General features: G+C 69.7%; 12 protein-coding genes. 7 read left to right on the forward strand and 5 right to left on the reverse strand.

Features of this window, described 5'->3' with window-relative positions:
* Positions 1-3: 3 nt before the first annotated feature.
* Entirely contained in the window at positions 4-1164 is a 1161-nt protein-coding gene (locus VGD32_RS08455) for a DegT/DnrJ/EryC1/StrS aminotransferase family protein (protein ID WP_331031454.1), read from the reverse strand.
* On the opposite strand from VGD32_RS08455, the gene VGD32_RS08460 reads away from it, so the two are divergent.
* Positions 1163-1819, forward strand: a complete 657-nt coding sequence (locus VGD32_RS08460; RefSeq protein WP_414644381.1) for a D-glycero-alpha-D-manno-heptose-1,7-bisphosphate 7-phosphatase — start codon at positions 1163-1165, stop codon at positions 1817-1819. The two genes, VGD32_RS08455 and VGD32_RS08460, sit on opposite strands and share 2 nt — an antisense overlap.
* Before the next feature lie 49 nt (positions 1820-1868).
* The gene (locus VGD32_RS08465) at positions 1869-2744 is read left to right on the forward strand and encodes an alpha/beta hydrolase (protein ID WP_331031456.1); all 876 of its coding nucleotides are present in this window, start codon (positions 1869-1871) and stop codon (positions 2742-2744) included.
* A gap of 105 nt (positions 2745-2849) precedes the next feature.
* On the opposite strand, the gene VGD32_RS08470 is transcribed toward VGD32_RS08465, so the two are convergent.
* A complete protein-coding gene (locus VGD32_RS08470; protein ID WP_331031457.1) occupies positions 2850-4898 on the reverse strand; it encodes an NAD(+) synthase in 2049 nt (682 codons plus the stop codon).
* 186 nt (positions 4899-5084) lie between these two features.
* On the opposite strand from VGD32_RS08470, the gene ftsY reads away from it, so the two are divergent.
* The 3 genes from ftsY (at position 5085) to VGD32_RS08485 (ending at position 7401) form a co-directional block, all read left to right on the forward strand.
* Entirely contained in the window at positions 5085-6020 is a 936-nt protein-coding gene (gene ftsY / locus VGD32_RS08475; RefSeq protein ID WP_331031458.1) for a signal recognition particle-docking protein FtsY, read from the forward strand.
* Between the two features lie 3 nt (positions 6021-6023).
* Entirely contained in the window at positions 6024-6740 is a 717-nt protein-coding gene (locus VGD32_RS08480; RefSeq protein WP_331031459.1) for an inner membrane-spanning protein YciB, read from the forward strand.
* Between the two features lie 88 nt (positions 6741-6828).
* Complete coding sequence (locus VGD32_RS08485) at positions 6829-7401, forward strand: MarR family winged helix-turn-helix transcriptional regulator (protein ID WP_331031460.1); 573 nt, start codon at positions 6829-6831, stop codon at positions 7399-7401.
* Between the two features lie 100 nt (positions 7402-7501).
* Here the strand turns inward: VGD32_RS08485 and VGD32_RS08490 are convergent, their stop codons facing one another.
* From VGD32_RS08490 to VGD32_RS08500, 3 genes are all read right to left on the reverse strand, one after another.
* On the reverse strand, positions 7502-9712 hold the full coding sequence (locus VGD32_RS08490; RefSeq protein ID WP_331031461.1) for a prolyl oligopeptidase family serine peptidase: 2211 nt from the start codon (positions 9710-9712) through the stop codon (positions 7502-7504).
* A gap of 147 nt (positions 9713-9859) precedes the next feature.
* The gene (locus tag VGD32_RS08495; RefSeq protein WP_331031462.1) at positions 9860-12049 is read right to left on the reverse strand and encodes a prolyl oligopeptidase family serine peptidase; all 2190 of its coding nucleotides are present in this window, start codon (positions 12047-12049) and stop codon (positions 9860-9862) included.
* Positions 12050-12171: 122 nt separating this feature from the next.
* Positions 12172-12969, reverse strand: a complete 798-nt coding sequence (locus VGD32_RS08500; protein ID WP_414644382.1) for an ion channel — start codon at positions 12967-12969, stop codon at positions 12172-12174.
* Between the two features lie 77 nt (positions 12970-13046).
* Here VGD32_RS08500 and dapF point away from each other — a divergent pair, with 77 nt between their 5' ends.
* Together dapF and VGD32_RS08510 are read left to right on the forward strand one after the other, a co-directional pair.
* Positions 13047-13901 carry a diaminopimelate epimerase gene (gene dapF, locus VGD32_RS08505; RefSeq protein ID WP_331031464.1) on the forward strand — a complete coding sequence of 285 codons (855 nt, stop codon included), beginning with the start codon at positions 13047-13049 and terminating at the stop codon, positions 13899-13901.
* Positions 13902-13914: 13 nt separating this feature from the next.
* Positions 13915-15913: S9 family peptidase (locus VGD32_RS08510; RefSeq protein ID WP_331031465.1), on the forward strand; the 1999-nt coding region annotated here is incomplete at its 3' end.

The raw sequence follows: 15913 nt of genomic DNA on the forward strand, positions 1-15913 counted from the left end.
GGATCAGGCCTTGAAGCTGGCGACGGCGGCGACGATGCGGTCCTGCGTCGCCTCGTCCAGATCGGAATGCATCGGCAGGCTGATGACCCGGTCCTTCAGCCGCTCGGTCACCGGCAGGCCCTGCGGCCCGCGCGGATACATCTCATAGGCGGGCTGCAGGTGCAGCGGGATCGGATAATAGACCGCCGTCGGCACGCCCTGCTCTTTCAGATGCGCGGCCAGGCCGTCCCGGTCCTCGTGCTCGATGGTGTACTGGGCCCAGTTCGAGACATTGCCCTCCGGCACGTCCGGGACCGCCGCCACATGCGGGCGCAGGCCCTCGTTGTAGCGGGCGGCGATGCGATTGCGCCATTCGATCTCCTGACCGAACACCTTGAGCTTCTCGATCAGCACCGCGGCCTGGATGGTGTCCAGACGGCTGTTCAGCCCGATGCGCATGTTCAGATATTTGGGGTCGTGGTCGAAGGTCTTGCCCTCCAGATCGCGCGCCACCGCCTTGCCGTGCACACGGATCGAGTCGATCAGCTGGGCCAGGTCGTCGTCGTTGGTCAGCACCGCCCCGCCGTCGCCGTAGCAGCCCAGCGGCTTGGCCGGGAAGAAGCTGGTGGTGGTGATGTCGGCCCACTTCAGGGGATGCTCGCCATCGATGGTGCAGCCGAAACCCTGCGCTGAATCGCAGATCAGCTTCAGCCCGTACCGGTCGCAGATCGCCCTGATGGCCGGATAGTCGGCAGGCTGGCCGAACAGGTCGACGGCGATGACGACCCGCGGCTTCAGCCGGCCTTCCTTCAGCGTCGCCTCGATGGCCGCCTCGAGGTGGCCGGGATCCAGGTTGTAGGTCCGGGCGTCGACGTCGATGAACACCGGCTCGGCGTCGAACCACGGCACGATCTCGGCCGTGGCGGCGAAGGTGAAGGACGGTACGAAGACCGCGTCGCCCCGCCCGATGCCCCACGCCATCAGCGGCAGGGCCAGGGCGTCGGTGCCGTTGGCGCAGCCCAGCGCGTGCTTCGCCCGGCCGAAGGCGGCCAGATCGGCCTCGAACTGGCGCACCTGCGGCCCCATCACCCAGGCGCCGCCGACCACGGCCTCCTGCACCGCCGCCTCGATGGCGCCGTTCAGGCGCAGCCGCTGGGCCTGAAGATCGATGAAGGGGATGGTCATGCCGGGAGGTCTCCGATCGCGCGGTCGCGGCCGCGCCGGGGTGGCGCTCCCTACCAAATCGTCCGCGGTCACGCCAAATCCCGCCGGGTCACTTCCCGTGACGGGTTGCAACGACCGCGTACGGCGGCGTATGCGCGGGACCATGACATCCGGCGTTCCCGCCGTCTTCCTCGATCGCGACGGCGTGCTCATCGAGGATACCGGCTATCCCCATCTGGAAGAGCATCTGCGCTTCACGCCCGGCGCCTGCGAGGCCGTGCGCCGCCTCAACCAGCTCGGCTATCTGTGCGTCGTGGTGACCAACCAGTCCGGCGTCGCCCGCGGCCTGTTCGGCGAAGAGCAGATGAGGGCCTTCAACGCCCTGCTGGTGCGCCGCATGGCGGCGAAGCAGGCGGTGATCGGCGCGGTCTACGCCTGTCCGTTCCACGCCGAGGCCCTCGACGAGCGCTACCGCCATCCCGACCATCCCGACCGCAAGCCCAACCCGGGCATGATCCTGCGCGCCATCGCCGAGCACCGCATCGATCCGGCCCGGTCCTTCCTGATCGGCGACCAGCCGTCGGACCTCGAGGCCGCGCGCCGCGCCGGCATCCCCGGCTTCCGCTTCGAGGGCGGAAATCTGGATGATTTCGTAAAAGACCTGCTGGGCCATTGATGAAATTCTCCCGGCGGTGAATTACTCCGCGCGACGCCCGGAGCCCCGCATGACCCAGACCTTCGCCGAACGCCGCTGGACCAGTCCCGACGGGCTCAGCCTGTTCGCCCGCGACTACGCCGCCGCCTCCGGCCCGGCGAAGCTGCCGGTCATCGCCATCCACGGCCTGACCCGCAACTCGGCCGACTTCGAGACCATCGCCCCCCTGATCGCCCAGAGCGGTCGCCGGGTCCTGGCCGTCGACGTGCGCGGCCGGGGCAAGTCGGATCGCGCCCCCGACCCGATGACCTACCAGCCTCTGAACTACGCCCACGACGTGCTGGCCCTGATGGATCAGGCCGGCGTCTCGCGCGCCGTCTTCCTCGGCACCTCCATGGGCGGGCTGATCACCATGGCCCTGGCCGCCATCCGCTCGAAGGCCATCGCCGCCGCCATCATCAACGATGTCGGCCCCGAGGTGGCGAAGGAGGGCCTGGCCCGCATCGCCGCCTATTCCGGCCAGCCGGTCGACACTCCGGGCTGGGCCGAGGCCGCGGCCTATGTGAAGTCGATCAACGCCGTCGCCTTTCCGCACTACACCGACGCCGACTGGGACGCCTTCGCCCGCCGCGTGTTCCGGATCGGGTCCGAGGGGTCGCCCGAGCTCGACTACGACCCCGACATCGCCGTGCCGATCCGGGCGGCGGGTGCGAAGGCGCTGGTCCCCAACCTGTGGCCGATGTTCAGCCGCCTGACCAGGGCCCGCCCGGTCCTGCTGGTGCGCGGCCAGACCTCCGACCTGCTCAGCGAGCCCATCGCCGCGAAGATGCGCAAGCGCGCCCCGAAGATGGATTTCGTCGAGGTCCCCGGCGTCGGCCACGCCCCCATGCTCGACGAGCCCGAGGCCAAGGCGGCGATCTTCCCGTTCCTGGGGGAGGTGGACTAGCGAGGCATCAGGCGTCAGGCATCAGGCAGCAGGCGGGAGGTCACCCGCACCGTCTTCTCTTCCTGTTGCCTGTTGCCTGTTGCCTGATGCCTGTTGCCTGTTGAATCACTCCGGCACGTTCGCTTCCAGCTCGTCCAGCCATACCCGCGCGGTCGAATCCGACGGCGCCCGCCAGTCGCCCCTCGGGGACAGCGATCCGCCGGTGACCACCTTCGGCCCGTTCGGCAAGGCGGAGCGCTTGAACTGGGCGGTCTGGAAGAAGCGCACGAGAAATTTCCGCAGCCAGTGTTTGATCGTGGCGAGGTCGTATTCGATCTTCTCGTCGTCCGGCGTCCCCGCCGGCCAGTGACCGACCCCGGCGTCCTTCCAGGCCTGATGCGCCAGATAGGCCACCTTCGACGGCTTCAGGCCGAAACGGGTGACGTAGAACAGGAAGAAGTCGTTCAGCGCATAGGGCCCGACGGTCCCCTCGGTCGACTGGATCTTGCCGTCCTTCGCCGGCACCAGCTCCGGCGAGATCTCGGTGCCCAGGATGCCGCGCAGGACCGGCGTCACCGCCTCGCCCACCACCCCCCGGTCCGCCACCCAGCGGATCAGGTGCCGCATCAGCGTCTTCGCCACGCCGCCGTTGACGTTGTAGTGGCTCATATGGTCGCCGACGCCGTAGGTGGCCCAGCCCAGCGCCAGCTCCGACAGGTCGCCGGTGCCCAGCACGAAGGCCCGGTTCTGGTTGGCCAGCCGGAACAGGTAATCGGTCCGCAGCCCGGCCTGCACGTTCTCGAAGGTGATGTCGTGCACCGGTTCGCCCTTCGCGAACGGGTGGCCGATGCCCTCCAGCATGGTCATCGCCGTCGGCCTGATGTCGATCTCGGCGCCCGTCACGCCCAGCGCCTGCATCAGCGCCCAGGCGTTCGATTTCGTCCCCTCCGACGTCGCGAACCCCGGCATGGTGTAGCCGAGGATGCCGCTCCTCGGCAGGCCCAGCCGGTCGAAGGCGCGGCACGCCACGAGCAGGGCGTGGGTCGAGTCCAGCCCGCCCGAGACGCCGATGACGATCCGCTCGCCATTGGTCGCCTTGAGCCGCCGCATCAGCCCCTGCACCTGGATGTTGAAGGCCTCGTAGCAGTCCTGGTCCAACCGCGCCGCGTCGTCGGGCACGAAGGGGAAACGGTCCAGCGGACGGATCAGATCGCCCGGGGCCGCCGTCTCCCGGGCGTCGAACAGAACCCGCTCGAACAGGTAGCCGTCCAGTTCGTCGCGGGCGCAGTCGGCGAAGGTGCCGTTGCGCAGGCGGTCCAGCCCGATCCGCTCGACGTCGATGTCGGCGACCGTCAGATGGCTCTCCAGAGCGAACCGCTCGCCGTCGGCCAGCCGCGCGCCCAGCTCGTGGATGGTCGCCTGACCGTCCCACGCCAGGTCGGTCGTGCTCTCGCCCCATCCCGAGGCCGCGAACACATAGGCCGCCATGGCCCGCGCCGACTGGCTGGCGCACAGCAGGGCCCGCTCGTCGGCCTTGCCGATGACGATGTTGGAGGCCGACAGATTGAGCAGGATGCGCGCGCCGGACAGCGCCTGCCGCGTCGACGGCGGCAGCGGGGCCCAGTAATCCTCGCAGATCTCGACCCCAAAGACGAAGCCCGGCCGGTTCGGCGCCTCGAACACCAGATCGACGCCGAACGGCGCCTCCTCTCCGGCCACCGTCAGATCGCCGTCGCGGCTCGACACGTCGCCGCCCGCCGAGAACCAGCGCTTCTCGTAATATTCCCGATAGTTGGGCAGATAGGTCTTGGGAATGACCCCCAGAATCCGCCCGTTCCCCAGCACCACGGCGCAGTTGTAGAGCCGGTCCTCGCGCCGCAGCGGCGCCCCGACCACGGCCACCACGCCCGTCTCGGCCGTCAGCGGCGCGAGCCGGCCCACCTGCCGCTCCACCTCGTCCAGCAGCGCCCCCTGCATGACCAGATCATCGATGGCGTAGGCGCTCAGGCTCAGTTCCGGGAACACCAGCAGGTCCACGCCCCGCTCGCCCGCCTGCCGGATCAGCGCCACATGCTCGTCGGCGTTGGATGCCGGATCGGCTGTGTGGACCACCGGCGTGGCCGCGGCGACGCGGACGAAGCCGTGGGTGGTGGGGCTGTGAAAGGCCTCAGGCATTCAATTCTTCCGCTCATCCCGGCGAAGACCGGGATCCAGTGCTGTCCAGCGCGATGCCGGCGCGTGGGAGCGCCGGTTATGCTCATATAGGCCCAAACGGCCCATCCAAAGAACTGGGTCCCGGCTTTCGCCGGGATGAGCGGAGTATTTGGTGACGCATGGGCCCGGCCCCGCTAAAGCCAACCCATGAACGACGCGCCGAAAAAGGGTTGGCTGTCCCGCCTGACGGAGGGCCTTTCCCGCTCCTCCAGACAGATGACCGAGCAGGTCGTCGCCGCCTTCGTCAAGGAACCCCTGTCCGAGGCCGCCCTCGAGGGCCTGGAAGAGCATCTGCTTGAAAGCGATCTCGGTCCCGCCGCGACCGACCGCATCGTCGCCCGCTTCCGCGAGCTGCGCTTCGGCGCCGGGGCGAACGAGCGCGAGGTCAAGGAGGCCCTGGCCGAGGCCGTCGCCGCCGAACTGGCCGGCCACGAGGCCCGCTACGAACCGCTGGACGGGCCGCGTCCGTTCGTCACCCTGTTCGTCGGCGTCAACGGCTCGGGCAAGACCACGACCCTGGGCAAGATCGCCGCCGACCTGACCGGCCGCGGGGCCAAGGTCATGATCGTGGCCTGCGACACCTTCCGCGCCGCCGCCCGCGAACAGCTCAAGGTCTGGGCCGAGCGCGCCGGCGCGACTTTCGAGAGCCGCCGCGACGGGGCCGATCCGGCCGGCCTCGCCTTCGACGCCTGCACCCGCGCGAGGGCCGAGGGCTATGACGTGGTCCTGATCGACACCGCCGGCCGGCTGCAGAACAAATCGGCCCTGATGGACGAACTCCTCAAGATCGTCCGGGTGCTGAAGAAGGTCGATCCCGACGCCCCGCACGAGACCCTGCTGGTGCTCGACGCCACGGTCGGCCGCAACGCCCTTGAGCAGGAGAAGATTTTCGGCCGGACCGCCTACGTCTCCGGCATCGTCATGACCAAGCTGGACGGCACGGCCCGCGGCGGCGTCCTCGTGCCCGTCGCCCAGGCCTCTGACGCCCCGATCAAGCTCATCGGCGTCGGCGAGGGCGTCGAGGATCTGCAACCGTTCGACGCCCGGGCCTTTTCGCGCTCGCTGGTGGGACTCGAGGACTGACGCATGAGCGAACCCGACGCCGCCGCGCCCGCGCCGAAACCGGCCCCGAAACCGGCCCCGCCGAAGGACTCGAACCTGCGCCAGCTGGTCGACTTCGGCGGCCTGCTCGCGTTCGGTCTCGCCTTCCTCGTGCTGCGCCTGCGCGGCCTGAGCGGCGACGAAGCCCTGGTCCAGGCCACATGGGCGCTGGTGGCCGGCTCGGCCGTCGCCGTCGCCGTCGGCCTGGTGGTCGAGAAGCGGCTGGCGTTGATGCCCCTCCTGGTCGGCGGCTTCGCCCTCGTCTTCGGCCTGTTGACCCTGCTCACCGGCGACGGCCTGTGGGTCAAGATCAAGGTCACCGTGCTCAACGGTTCGCTCGCCGTCGCCCTGCTCGGCGGCCTGGCGATGGGCAAACAGCCGTTGCGGGCCCTGCTCGGCACGGTCATCCCGATCAACGACCGGGCCTGGCGCATCCTGACGTTCCGCTACGGCCTGTTCTTCCTCTGCGTCGCCATCGTCAACGAACTGGTCCGCAGCGAGGCCCTGGTGGCATGGGCCGCGGAACGCGCCGGCCGCGGCGACGTCGATCCGGCCGACGTCTGGGTCAGCTTCCGCGGCGTGCTGTGGATCGCCTCCTCGGTCTTCGGCCTGTCGCAGATTCCGCTGATCCTGCGCAACCTGACCTCAAGCGACAAACCGGTCGACCCGATGGCTCCGGCCGAGCCCGACACCGCGCCCTGACGCCTTTTCCCCGGCGCCGGGGATCGTCCGTCGTCAAACCGTAAAACGCGGCTGCTAGCTATGCCATGCAGTCGAGGGGATACGGACGATGGTCAAGTCGGGCTCCAGAACGAAACGGGGCGGCCTCGCCGCCTCGCCCAGCCATCTGATGCACCGCGCCCTGCAGCTGGCGCTCGACATCTACGCGGGCGAAGCCGGGCCCGGCGGCCTGACCCAGCGCCAGTTCGCCGTGCTCGAGGCCGTGTCGCACAAGTCGGGCCTGACCCAGTCTGATCTGGTCCGCGCCACCGGCATCGACCGCTCGACCCTCGCCGACCTCGTCGCCCGCATGACCACCAAGGGACTGCTGGAGCGCGAACGCTCGACCCTCGACGCGCGGGCCAAGGCGGTGCGCCTTTCGGAGGCGGGCCAGGCCGCGCTGGACGCCGCCCGCCCCCGGGTCGAGGCCGCCGACAAGCGCATCATGGCCCTGCTGCCCAAGGGCAAGCGCGACGGCTTCCTCGCCCTGCTCGCCGACCTCGCCGGCGAGGCGGACGCCGCTCCCGACAAGGCGAAGGCGGAGGCCAAGGCCGCAAAGAAGGCCGCCAAGCTGGCGAAGAAGGCGGCGAAAGCCGACAGGCCGAAGAAGGCCCCCAAGCTGAAGCTCGTCGAGCCGGCGTAACCTTCCTTCTCCCCTTGGGGGAGAAGGTGGTCCGCAGGGCCGGATGAGGGGTAACGCGGCTCAGGACCCGGTTGGCGCCCGACTCGCGTCCGGCATCCCCTCAGTCCATCAGCTGCTGCGCCAGATACACATAGTGCCGCGCCCAGCGCCGCGCGTTGGCCACCGGGTCGGCGTCGTTGGAATGCCCGCCCGAGGTCTCTTCGTAATAGAGGTGGTCGTGGCCCATCGCCTCCAGCCGCGCCGCGAATTTGCGGGCGTGGCCGGGATGCACCCGGTCGTCGCGCGTATTGGTGGTGATGTAGGCGCGCGGATACTCCGCATCCGGACGAAGCTGCTGATAGGCCGAATAGCGGGCGATGAAGGCCGCCTCCTCCGGGATGCGCGGGTCGCCGTATTCGCCGATCCACGAGGCCCCGGCGGGCAGTTCGTGATAGCGCAGCATGTCGATCAACGGGCTCTCGATCACCGCCGCATTGATCAGCTCCGGGTGCTGGGTCATGGTCACCGAGGTCAGCACCCCGCCGTTCGACCGGCCATAGATGCCGGTGCGCCGCGGGCTGGTGATGCCGCGCCGGTGCAGGTCGGCCGCCACCGCCGCATAGTCGTCGAAGGCCAGCTGGCGGTTCTCCTTCAGCACGCTCTGGTGCCACTCCGGCCCGAACTCGCCGCCGCCGCGGATGTTGGCGTTGACGTAGACGCCGCCGTTCTCGAGCCACAGCTTGCCCATCTCGGGGATGTAGGCCGGCGGCTTCGACACCTGGAACCCGCCGTAGCCGTAGATGATCGTCGGCGCCGACCCGTCCATGGCCAGGCCGCGCGGCATGACCACGAAATAGGGGATCTTCGTCCCGTCCGACGACGTCGCCTCGAACTGCTCGACCACATGCGTCGAGGCGTCGAACCGGGCAGGGGCGGATTTCAGGGCTTCAGCGCTCAGGTCGTCGACGGTGGCGAGCGACAGGGTCGACGGCGTCAGGAAGCCCTCGACCGAATAGAAGACGCGGTTGGTCTTCTTCGAGGAGTCGCCGAGGTGCACCGAAACATTCTCGGGCACGGGCAGGGTCTGCTGATGCCACCGGCTCTGCCCCCGCTCGAACACGACGAGGCCGCCGCGCACATTGTCATAGATCGTCGCCGTGATCCGGTCGTCCGTGACGGCGACCTCCTCGATCGACTGCCGGGCTTGCGGGGTGAACAGGACATCGCCGGACACGGCGCCGGCGCCGGTCAGCTCATCGAGGGCGACGACGACCAGCGACCCGGCCGCGACACCGCCGTTCAGGGCGGTCCAGCGTTCCTCCGGGGTGACGACGAGGTCGCCGCCCATGGCGCCGCGCACCGAAGCCCGCTCGGGCAGAGCCAGCTTCACCGGACGACCGTCAACCAGAGCCCAGGTCTCCGACCGGAAGGTATCCAGCGGGCGGTTGATCAGCACCGCGAGGATTTCACCGTCGCCGTTCCTGTACACGCTCGGGCTGACCCCATACCCGCCGTCGCCGATATCGCCGCGATAGACCTCCGTCGCCTGCGCCAGCGTCTGGCCGCGCTTCAGCGCCTTGACGATGAAGGGGTAGCCGCTCTCGGTCAGCGTATTCGGCCCGAAGTCGGTCGCCACCAGCAGGGTGTCGCGGTCCAGCCATTCCAGCCGGTGCTTGCCTTCCGGCAGGATGAAGCCGTCCTCGACCCACAGGCCGGTCGTGGTGTCGAACTCGCGGACCACCACGGCGTCCTTGCCGCCGTCCGACAGGTTGACCAGGCAGCGGGTCTCGTCCGGCGGCAGGCAGTCGGCGCCCTTCCACACCCAGTCCCGGCCCTCGGCCTTCGCCAGGGCGTCAATGTCCAGCAGCGTCTCCCACCGCGTCGTGTCCGAGCGATAGGAGTCCAGCGTCGTCCGCCGCCACACCCCCTTCGGATTGGCCGCGTCCTGCCAGAAATTCCCGATCCCCTCGCCGAGGAAACTCGGCCCCGGAATCCGGTCGGTGGCCGACAGGATGTCGAACGCCTGCCGGCGGAAGGTCTCGTAGCGGCGGTCGCCCTCCAGCGCGGCCAGCGCCTTGCGGTTCGACTCCGCCACGAAGGCCATGGCCTCGGCCCCCTCGACCGCCTCCAGCGCCAGGTGATCGTCGGCGGCGCGCACGCCGGCCGGGGTCAGATCGGCCGGGTAGTGCGGCGGGGCCGCCGGCGCGGGGCTCTCGAGCGGACCCTGCACCATGTCCGGGGCCAGGCCGTAGATCGTCTCCTCCGACGGCGCCGTGGCGCAGGCCGCCAGCAGCAGGGCCGGGATCGATACGGACAGGATCAGGTGACGCATATTCAACTCCGCTCATCCCGGCGAAAGCCGGGACCCAGTGCTTTGGACGACCGGCGCCGCCCGGGTTTGCGATCCGCTCGTCCCGACCACCGGGGTCCAACAAGAGCGCTGGGTTCCGGCTTTCGCCGGGATGAGCGGATGGTTGGCCTACTCCGCCGCCGGCTGATCCATCAGCCTCCGGCTCAGATAGGTGTATTCCAGCGCCAGACGCCGCGCCGTCTCCTGCAGGTTCGCGCCCGCCGCGTGGCCGCCGTCGGTGTTCTCGTAGAACAGCACCGGATAGCCCAGCTCCTCCAGACGCGCCGCCGCCTTGCGGGCGTGGCCCGGATGCACCCTGTCGTCCTTGGTCGAGGTGTGGATGAACACCTCCGGATAGGGCTGGCCCGCGCGCAGGTTCTGGTAGGGCGAATAGCGCTCGATCCACGCCCGCTCCTCTGGCACGTCCGGATTGCCGTATTCGGCGATCCACGAGGCGCCGGCCAGCAGCTTGTGGAAGCGCAGCATGTCGAACAGCGGCACCTGGATGACGGCGCCGTTGATCAGGTCCGGCCGCTGGGTCAGCATCGCGCCCATGAACAGCCCGCCCTGCGAGCCGCCCATCACCCCCAGCCGCGGCTGCGAGGTGATGTTGCGCGCGATCAGGTCCGCGGCCACCGCCTGGAAGTCCTCGTGCGAACGCTGGCGGTTCTCCTGCAGCGCCGCCTGGTGCCAGCGCGGCCCGAACTCGCCGCCGCCGCGCGTATTGGCGATGACATAGACCCCGCCCCGCTCCAGCCACAGCTTGCCGACCGTGGCCGAATAGCCGGGCAGCAGCGAGTTCTGGAACCCGCCGTAGCCGTACAGCAGGGTCGGGTTCGATCCGTCCATCGGCATGTCGGCCTTGTGGACGACGAAATAGGGAATCTTCGTGCCGTCGGCCGAGGTCGCCTCGAACTGCTCGACCACCATGCCGGTGGCGTCGAACTTGGCCGGCAGCGACTTGACCACGTCCGCCGAACCGCCCGCCGCGTCGGCCAGATACAGGCTGGACGGGTTCAGATAGCCGGCCACGCTGACGAACACCTGGTCGTCGCGCTCGCTGGCCGAGCCGACCCCGACCGTCACGTTCTGCGGCAGGTCCAGCCGGGTCCGGCTCCACTCGCCGGCGGGATTGGGCTCATAGACATAGACCGAGCCGCGCACGTTCTCGTACAGGGCCACGACCAGCTTGTTGCGGGTGTTGGAGATGCCCTCGATGGCCTCGCGCTCGCCCGGCCGGATGACCAGCTGCGCCGGCGTCGCCGGGTCGGCCAGCCAGCGGTTCAGATCCCAGGCGATGACGTCGCCGGTCCTGAATTCCTGCCCCGACGGCGCCGTCCAGTCCTGGTCCGTGGTCACCACCAGCTGGCCCTGCACCAGGGCGTTGATGTTGGACTTGGCCGGCAGCTCCAGCCTGGTGGTCGTGCCGTCGGCGTTGAGCCGGTGCGTCTCGCCCTCGTAGAAGCTGACGCCGCGGTTGATCAGCGTCGCCTGGATCACCCCGTCGGCGTCCCGCAGCGTATAGCCCGACACCGAGACGTCGGTCGGCTGGCCGGTGAACACCGTCTGCGCCTGATCCAGGGTCTGGCCGCGCTTCAGCACCTTGACGATCATCGGATAGCCCGAGCTGGTCAGGGTGCCCGGCCCGAAGTCGCGCGACACCAGCAGGGTGTCCTGATCGACCCACGACGCCCCGCCCTTCGACTCCGGCAGCACGAAGCCGTTGTCGACGAAGGTCTTCGTGGCCCGGTCGAACTCGCGCACCGTCACCGCGTCCTTGCCGCCGTCCGACAGGCTGATCAGGCAGCGCGTCTCCTCCGGCGGCAGGCAGGTCGCGCCCTTCCAGACCCAGTTCTTGCCCTCGGCCGCCGACAGGGCGTCGACGTCCAGCACCGTCTCCCACTGCGGCTCGGCCGAGCGGTAGCTGTCCAGCGTCGTGGTGCGCCAGACGCCGCGCACATGGGTCGCGTCCTGCCAGAAATTGTCGATCGTGCCGTCGTGGTTGAAGCCCGGCGACGGGATGCGGTCGCGCGACTGGACGATCTCCAGCGCCTGGGCGTGCAGGGTGTCGTAGCGCGGATCGCCGCGCAGCACGCCCAGCGACCGCTCGTTGTGGGCCTCGACCCAGGCCATGGCCTGCTCGCCGTCGATCTCTTCCAGCCACAGGTAGGGATCGCTCGCGTCCGTGGCGGCGAAGGCGCCGCCGGCGACATCGGCCGCGGGGGCCGGGGCTGCGGCGGGAGAGGCGTTCTGGGCCATGGCGGCGCTCGACAGGGCGGTGGAGGCGAGAAGCGCGGCGAGCGCGGCGGTGCGGATCATCTGGTCGTTCCCCGACGGTTGGTCGGGCGGCACCTTACCGGCGGATCGCCCGCTCACAAGCCGGCGCGCCGCGAGGTTACGGTTTTGTCATTTCGCGGACAGCGGGCGGCAGGCGGCCGCCTCTAATGATGCCCCTCATCGGGGATGCACAGGGTCTCGCCGCAGGCCTTGCAGTGCACCGCATCGGGGTCGTGCTTCTGCAGGCCGCACACCGGGCAGGGAAATTTCACCTTGTGCGGCCGCACGATGGTCTGGGCCAGGCGCAGGAACAGGGTGATGCCCGTCAGCATGATGATGATGGACAGCACGCGGCCCCAGTTGCCCGGCAGGGTGATGTCGCCAAACCCGGTCGTGGTCAGGGTGGCGACGGTGAAATACAGGGCGTCGAGATAGCCGTGCAGATCCTCGTGCCGGCCACGGAAGGTGGCGTAGACGAAGCCGGTGGCCACGAAGACGAAGGTCACCAGCGCCGCCATCGCCCGCGTCACCTCCTCCACCCGGGTGTCGTCGAAGCGTCGCCCGACTGTGCGCCAGAAGAAGTCCGAGCTCAGCAGCGTCCACAGCCGCAGCATCCGCAGGAAGCCGAAATTGTAGAGCCACGACGGAAACAGCAGGGTCGCGAGGATGAACAGGTCGACCCAGGTCGAGGGCTTCTTCAGCCAGTCCTTGATGTCGGTATAGGCCAGCGCCCGGCCCGCCATGTCGGCCATCAGCACCACGGCCACGATCGCGTCGACGACATAGAAGGCCCAGCCCGCCTCGCGCAGGATCGGCGCGGCGAGGAAGAAGCCGATGATAGCGAAGTCGACGACGATGACGGTCAGCCGGAACCGCACCGCCAGCGGCGACGAGCCGTGATAGAGGTAGCGCAGTCGCGCCCTCAGGCGCAGGCCCTCCGCCTTCGGCGCATTCTCTGGCACGGGTCGCGAGCGGCTCATCGTCCAGCGATAACGCGCGTCGCTCGCGCAAGGAACCGCCAACGTCTATATCCGGGCGGATGGCCAGTCCCGGAACCCGCCCCTTCGTCCGCATGAACGGCGCCGGCAACGACTTCGTCGTGGTCAACGCCCTCGAGACGCCGTTCACGCCGACGGCGGAGCAGGCGCGCGCCATCGCCGACCGTGAAACCGGTCAGGGCTGCGACCAGTTGATCGCCATCGAGCCCCCGGGACCCGGGGAGCGCCGGGCCGACGCCTTCATGCGGGTGTGGAACGCCGACGGCGGCCAGGTCGAGACCTGCGGCAACGCCCTGCGCTGCGTCGGCTGGCTGCTGATGGAATCGACCGGCAAGGACTCGGTGGTCATCGACACCCTCGGCGGCCCGACGACGGCCACGCGCGCCGGGCCGCACCAGGTCCGGGTCGATATGGGGAAACCCGCGCTCGACTGGACCGAGATCCCGCTGGCCGAGGCGATGGACACCCGGGGCATCGAACTTCAGGTCGGGCCCATCGACGCCCCGATCCTGCACACCCCGGGCGCCGTCTCGATGGGCAATCCGCATGTGGTCTTCTTCACCGACCGCCAGGACGACGCCTTCGTGCGCGGCTCCGGTTCGCTGGTCGAGCACCACCCGCTGTTCCCCGAGGGCGTCAATGTCGGCTTCGCCAACGTCCTCGCCCCGGACCGCATCCGCCTGCGCGTGTGGGAACGCGGCGCCGGCCTGACGAAGGCCTGCGGCACCGGCGCCTGCGCCGCCCTCGTCGCCACGGCCCGCCGCGGCCTGACCGGCCGCCACGCCGTGATCGAGGCCGACGGCGGCGAGCTCCGGATTGACTGGGACGAGGCCACCGGTCACGTCTTCATGACCGGCCCGGTCGAGATCGAGGGTACGGGAACGCTGCGGCAGTGACTTCGGGGGACGCATGATCGGCAAGGCATTCGTCGCGGGGCTCGCCGCGGCCCTGGCGCTGGGCGCCGGCCCGGTCCGGTCCCAGAACGCGGCCGCACCGCCGGCCATCGCCGACTTCACCGCCGAGTCCGTGCTCTCCAGTCCGGCCCTGTCGCCGTCGGGCCGCTACCTGGCGTTCATCCGCCGCGCCGGCGACGTCCGCACCCTGTATGTCCACGACCTGCGGGACGGCGCCGTGACCGCGGTCATGGGCAGCACGGCCAACGAGGATTTCGGCGGCCAGTTCATCGACTGGTTCCGCTGGAAGGGCGAGGACCGGCTGATCGTCCGGATGACCCTTCTCGATATCGACAGGGACGGCGACAGGGCGGACGGCGATGTGCGCAACTGGCGCTACGGCCAGGGACTGTTCTCGGTGGCGCGCGACGGCAGCGGCTTCGTCGAGATCAAGCCGCCGTCGACCCGGGACGGGCGGCCGGGACCGGTGCTGGACATGCTGCCGGACGATCCCGGTCACATCCTGATGACCTACCGCGAGAACGGCCTGGACGTGGCCCGCATCGACGTCCTCACCGGCGAGGCGGAGCAGGTCGAGGACGGCGACCGCCGCGCCCTCAGCTACATCACCGACCGCGACGGCCGCATCGTCGGCCGCACGGTCCGCCGGGGCGTGCTGGACCGGATCCTGGTCATGGAGGCGCGCGGCGACGATGGACGCTGGACCGAGGTGTTCCGGCTGAAGAAGGACGATATCCGCGAACTCGCCGACTATGACTTCGTCGGCGCCGCCGAGGAACCCGGCCAGGTCTATGTCATCGTCCGGCCCGACGACGAAGCCGCCGAGTCGATCGCGGGGGTTCACGTCTTCGACTTCCGCAACCGGACGCTCGGCCCGGCCATCTGGCGCGACGATCGGTACGACGCCGCGGGCATCGTGGTCGATGTCGAGACCAACGCCTTCCTCGGCGGCTGCGTCGTGGCCGACACTTTCCAGTGCGCGTTCGACGATCCCGAACGCGAGGCGGTGATGACCGCACTGCGCCGCCATTTCGGCGAGGACGCCGGCGTGCGGATCGTGTCCCGCTCCGACGACGACGGCCTCTGGGTGCTGCAGGTCACCGCGCCCCATAACCCGGGCGTCTTCTACCTGTACCGGGCCGACGGGAAACGGCTGGAGCCGATCGGCGCAGCCCACGCCGGCCTGCCGGACACCGGCCTGGGCCGCGCCTTCCGCTACGAGTACCGGGCGCAGGACGGCACGGCCCTGTTCGGCTACCTGACCCGGCCGGCCAACGACACCGGTGCGACCGCGCCTTTGATCGTCATGCCGCATGGCGGGCCTGAAATGCGCGACCAGCTGACCTGGGACATGTGGGCCCAGTTTCTCGCCAGCCGGGGATACCAGGTGTTCCAGCCGAATTTCCGCGGCTCGTCGGGCATGGGGCGGGACTTCGCCGCCGCCGGCTATGGCGAATGGGGCGGCCGGATGCAGGACGACATCACGGCGGGCGTCGAGCAGCTGGTTCGCGAAGGCCTCGCCGACCGGTCGCAGGTCTGCATCCTCGGGGCCAGCTATGGCGGCTACGCGGCGTTGTGGGGCGGGGCGACCCAGGGCGACCTCTACCGCTGCGTCATCTCCATCGCCGGCATCGGCGACCTGCCGGCCCTCATGGCCCATACCCGGCGCGAACACGGCGAGGATTCGGACACCTACGAATACTGGCTGCGGTCGATCGGCGACCCGGGTCGCGACCGCGCCCGGCTCGAGGGCGTCTCGCCGGTGCGCCGGGTCGAGGGCTGGCGCGCGCCGACCCTGCTGATCCACGGGGCCGCCGACGAACTGGTGCCCTTCGACCAGTCCCGGGACATGGAGCGCGCGCTGCGGCGGGCCGGGGTGGACGTTCGGCTCGTCGAGCTGGAGAACGAGGGCCACAGCGGCTGGTCGACCCGGAACGATGCCCTGGTGCTGACCGAGATCGAGACCTTCCTGGCCCGCCACCTGCCCGTCGCGG

Origin of the sequence: Brevundimonas sp., from assembly GCF_036402095.1 — a bacterium.
In the GTDB taxonomy this organism is placed as follows: Bacteria; Pseudomonadota; Alphaproteobacteria; order Caulobacterales; family Caulobacteraceae; genus Brevundimonas.

Coding starts and splice junctions, on each gene's coding strand:
- VGD32_RS08495 (WP_331031462.1), bottom strand. CDS start 12,049: ATGATCCGCACCGCCGCGCTCGCCGCGCTTCTCGCCTCCACCGCCCTG.
- VGD32_RS08480 (WP_331031459.1), top strand. CDS start 6,024: ATGAGCGAACCCGACGCCGCCGCGCCCGCGCCGAAACCGGCCCCGAAA.
- VGD32_RS08455 (WP_331031454.1), bottom strand. CDS start 1,164: ATGACCATCCCCTTCATCGATCTTCAGGCCCAGCGGCTGCGCCTGAAC.
- VGD32_RS08485 (WP_331031460.1), top strand. CDS start 6,829: ATGGTCAAGTCGGGCTCCAGAACGAAACGGGGCGGCCTCGCCGCCTCG.
- VGD32_RS08460 (WP_414644381.1), top strand. CDS start 1,163: ATGCCGGGAGGTCTCCGATCGCGCGGTCGCGGCCGCGCCGGGGTGGCG.
- dapF (WP_331031464.1), top strand. CDS start 13,047: ATGGCCAGTCCCGGAACCCGCCCCTTCGTCCGCATGAACGGCGCCGGC.
- VGD32_RS08470 (WP_331031457.1), bottom strand. CDS start 4,898: ATGCCTGAGGCCTTTCACAGCCCCACCACCCACGGCTTCGTCCGCGTC.
- VGD32_RS08465 (WP_331031456.1), top strand. CDS start 1,869: ATGACCCAGACCTTCGCCGAACGCCGCTGGACCAGTCCCGACGGGCTC.
- ftsY (WP_331031458.1), top strand. CDS start 5,085: ATGAACGACGCGCCGAAAAAGGGTTGGCTGTCCCGCCTGACGGAGGGC.
- VGD32_RS08490 (WP_331031461.1), bottom strand. CDS start 9,712: ATGCGTCACCTGATCCTGTCCGTATCGATCCCGGCCCTGCTGCTGGCG.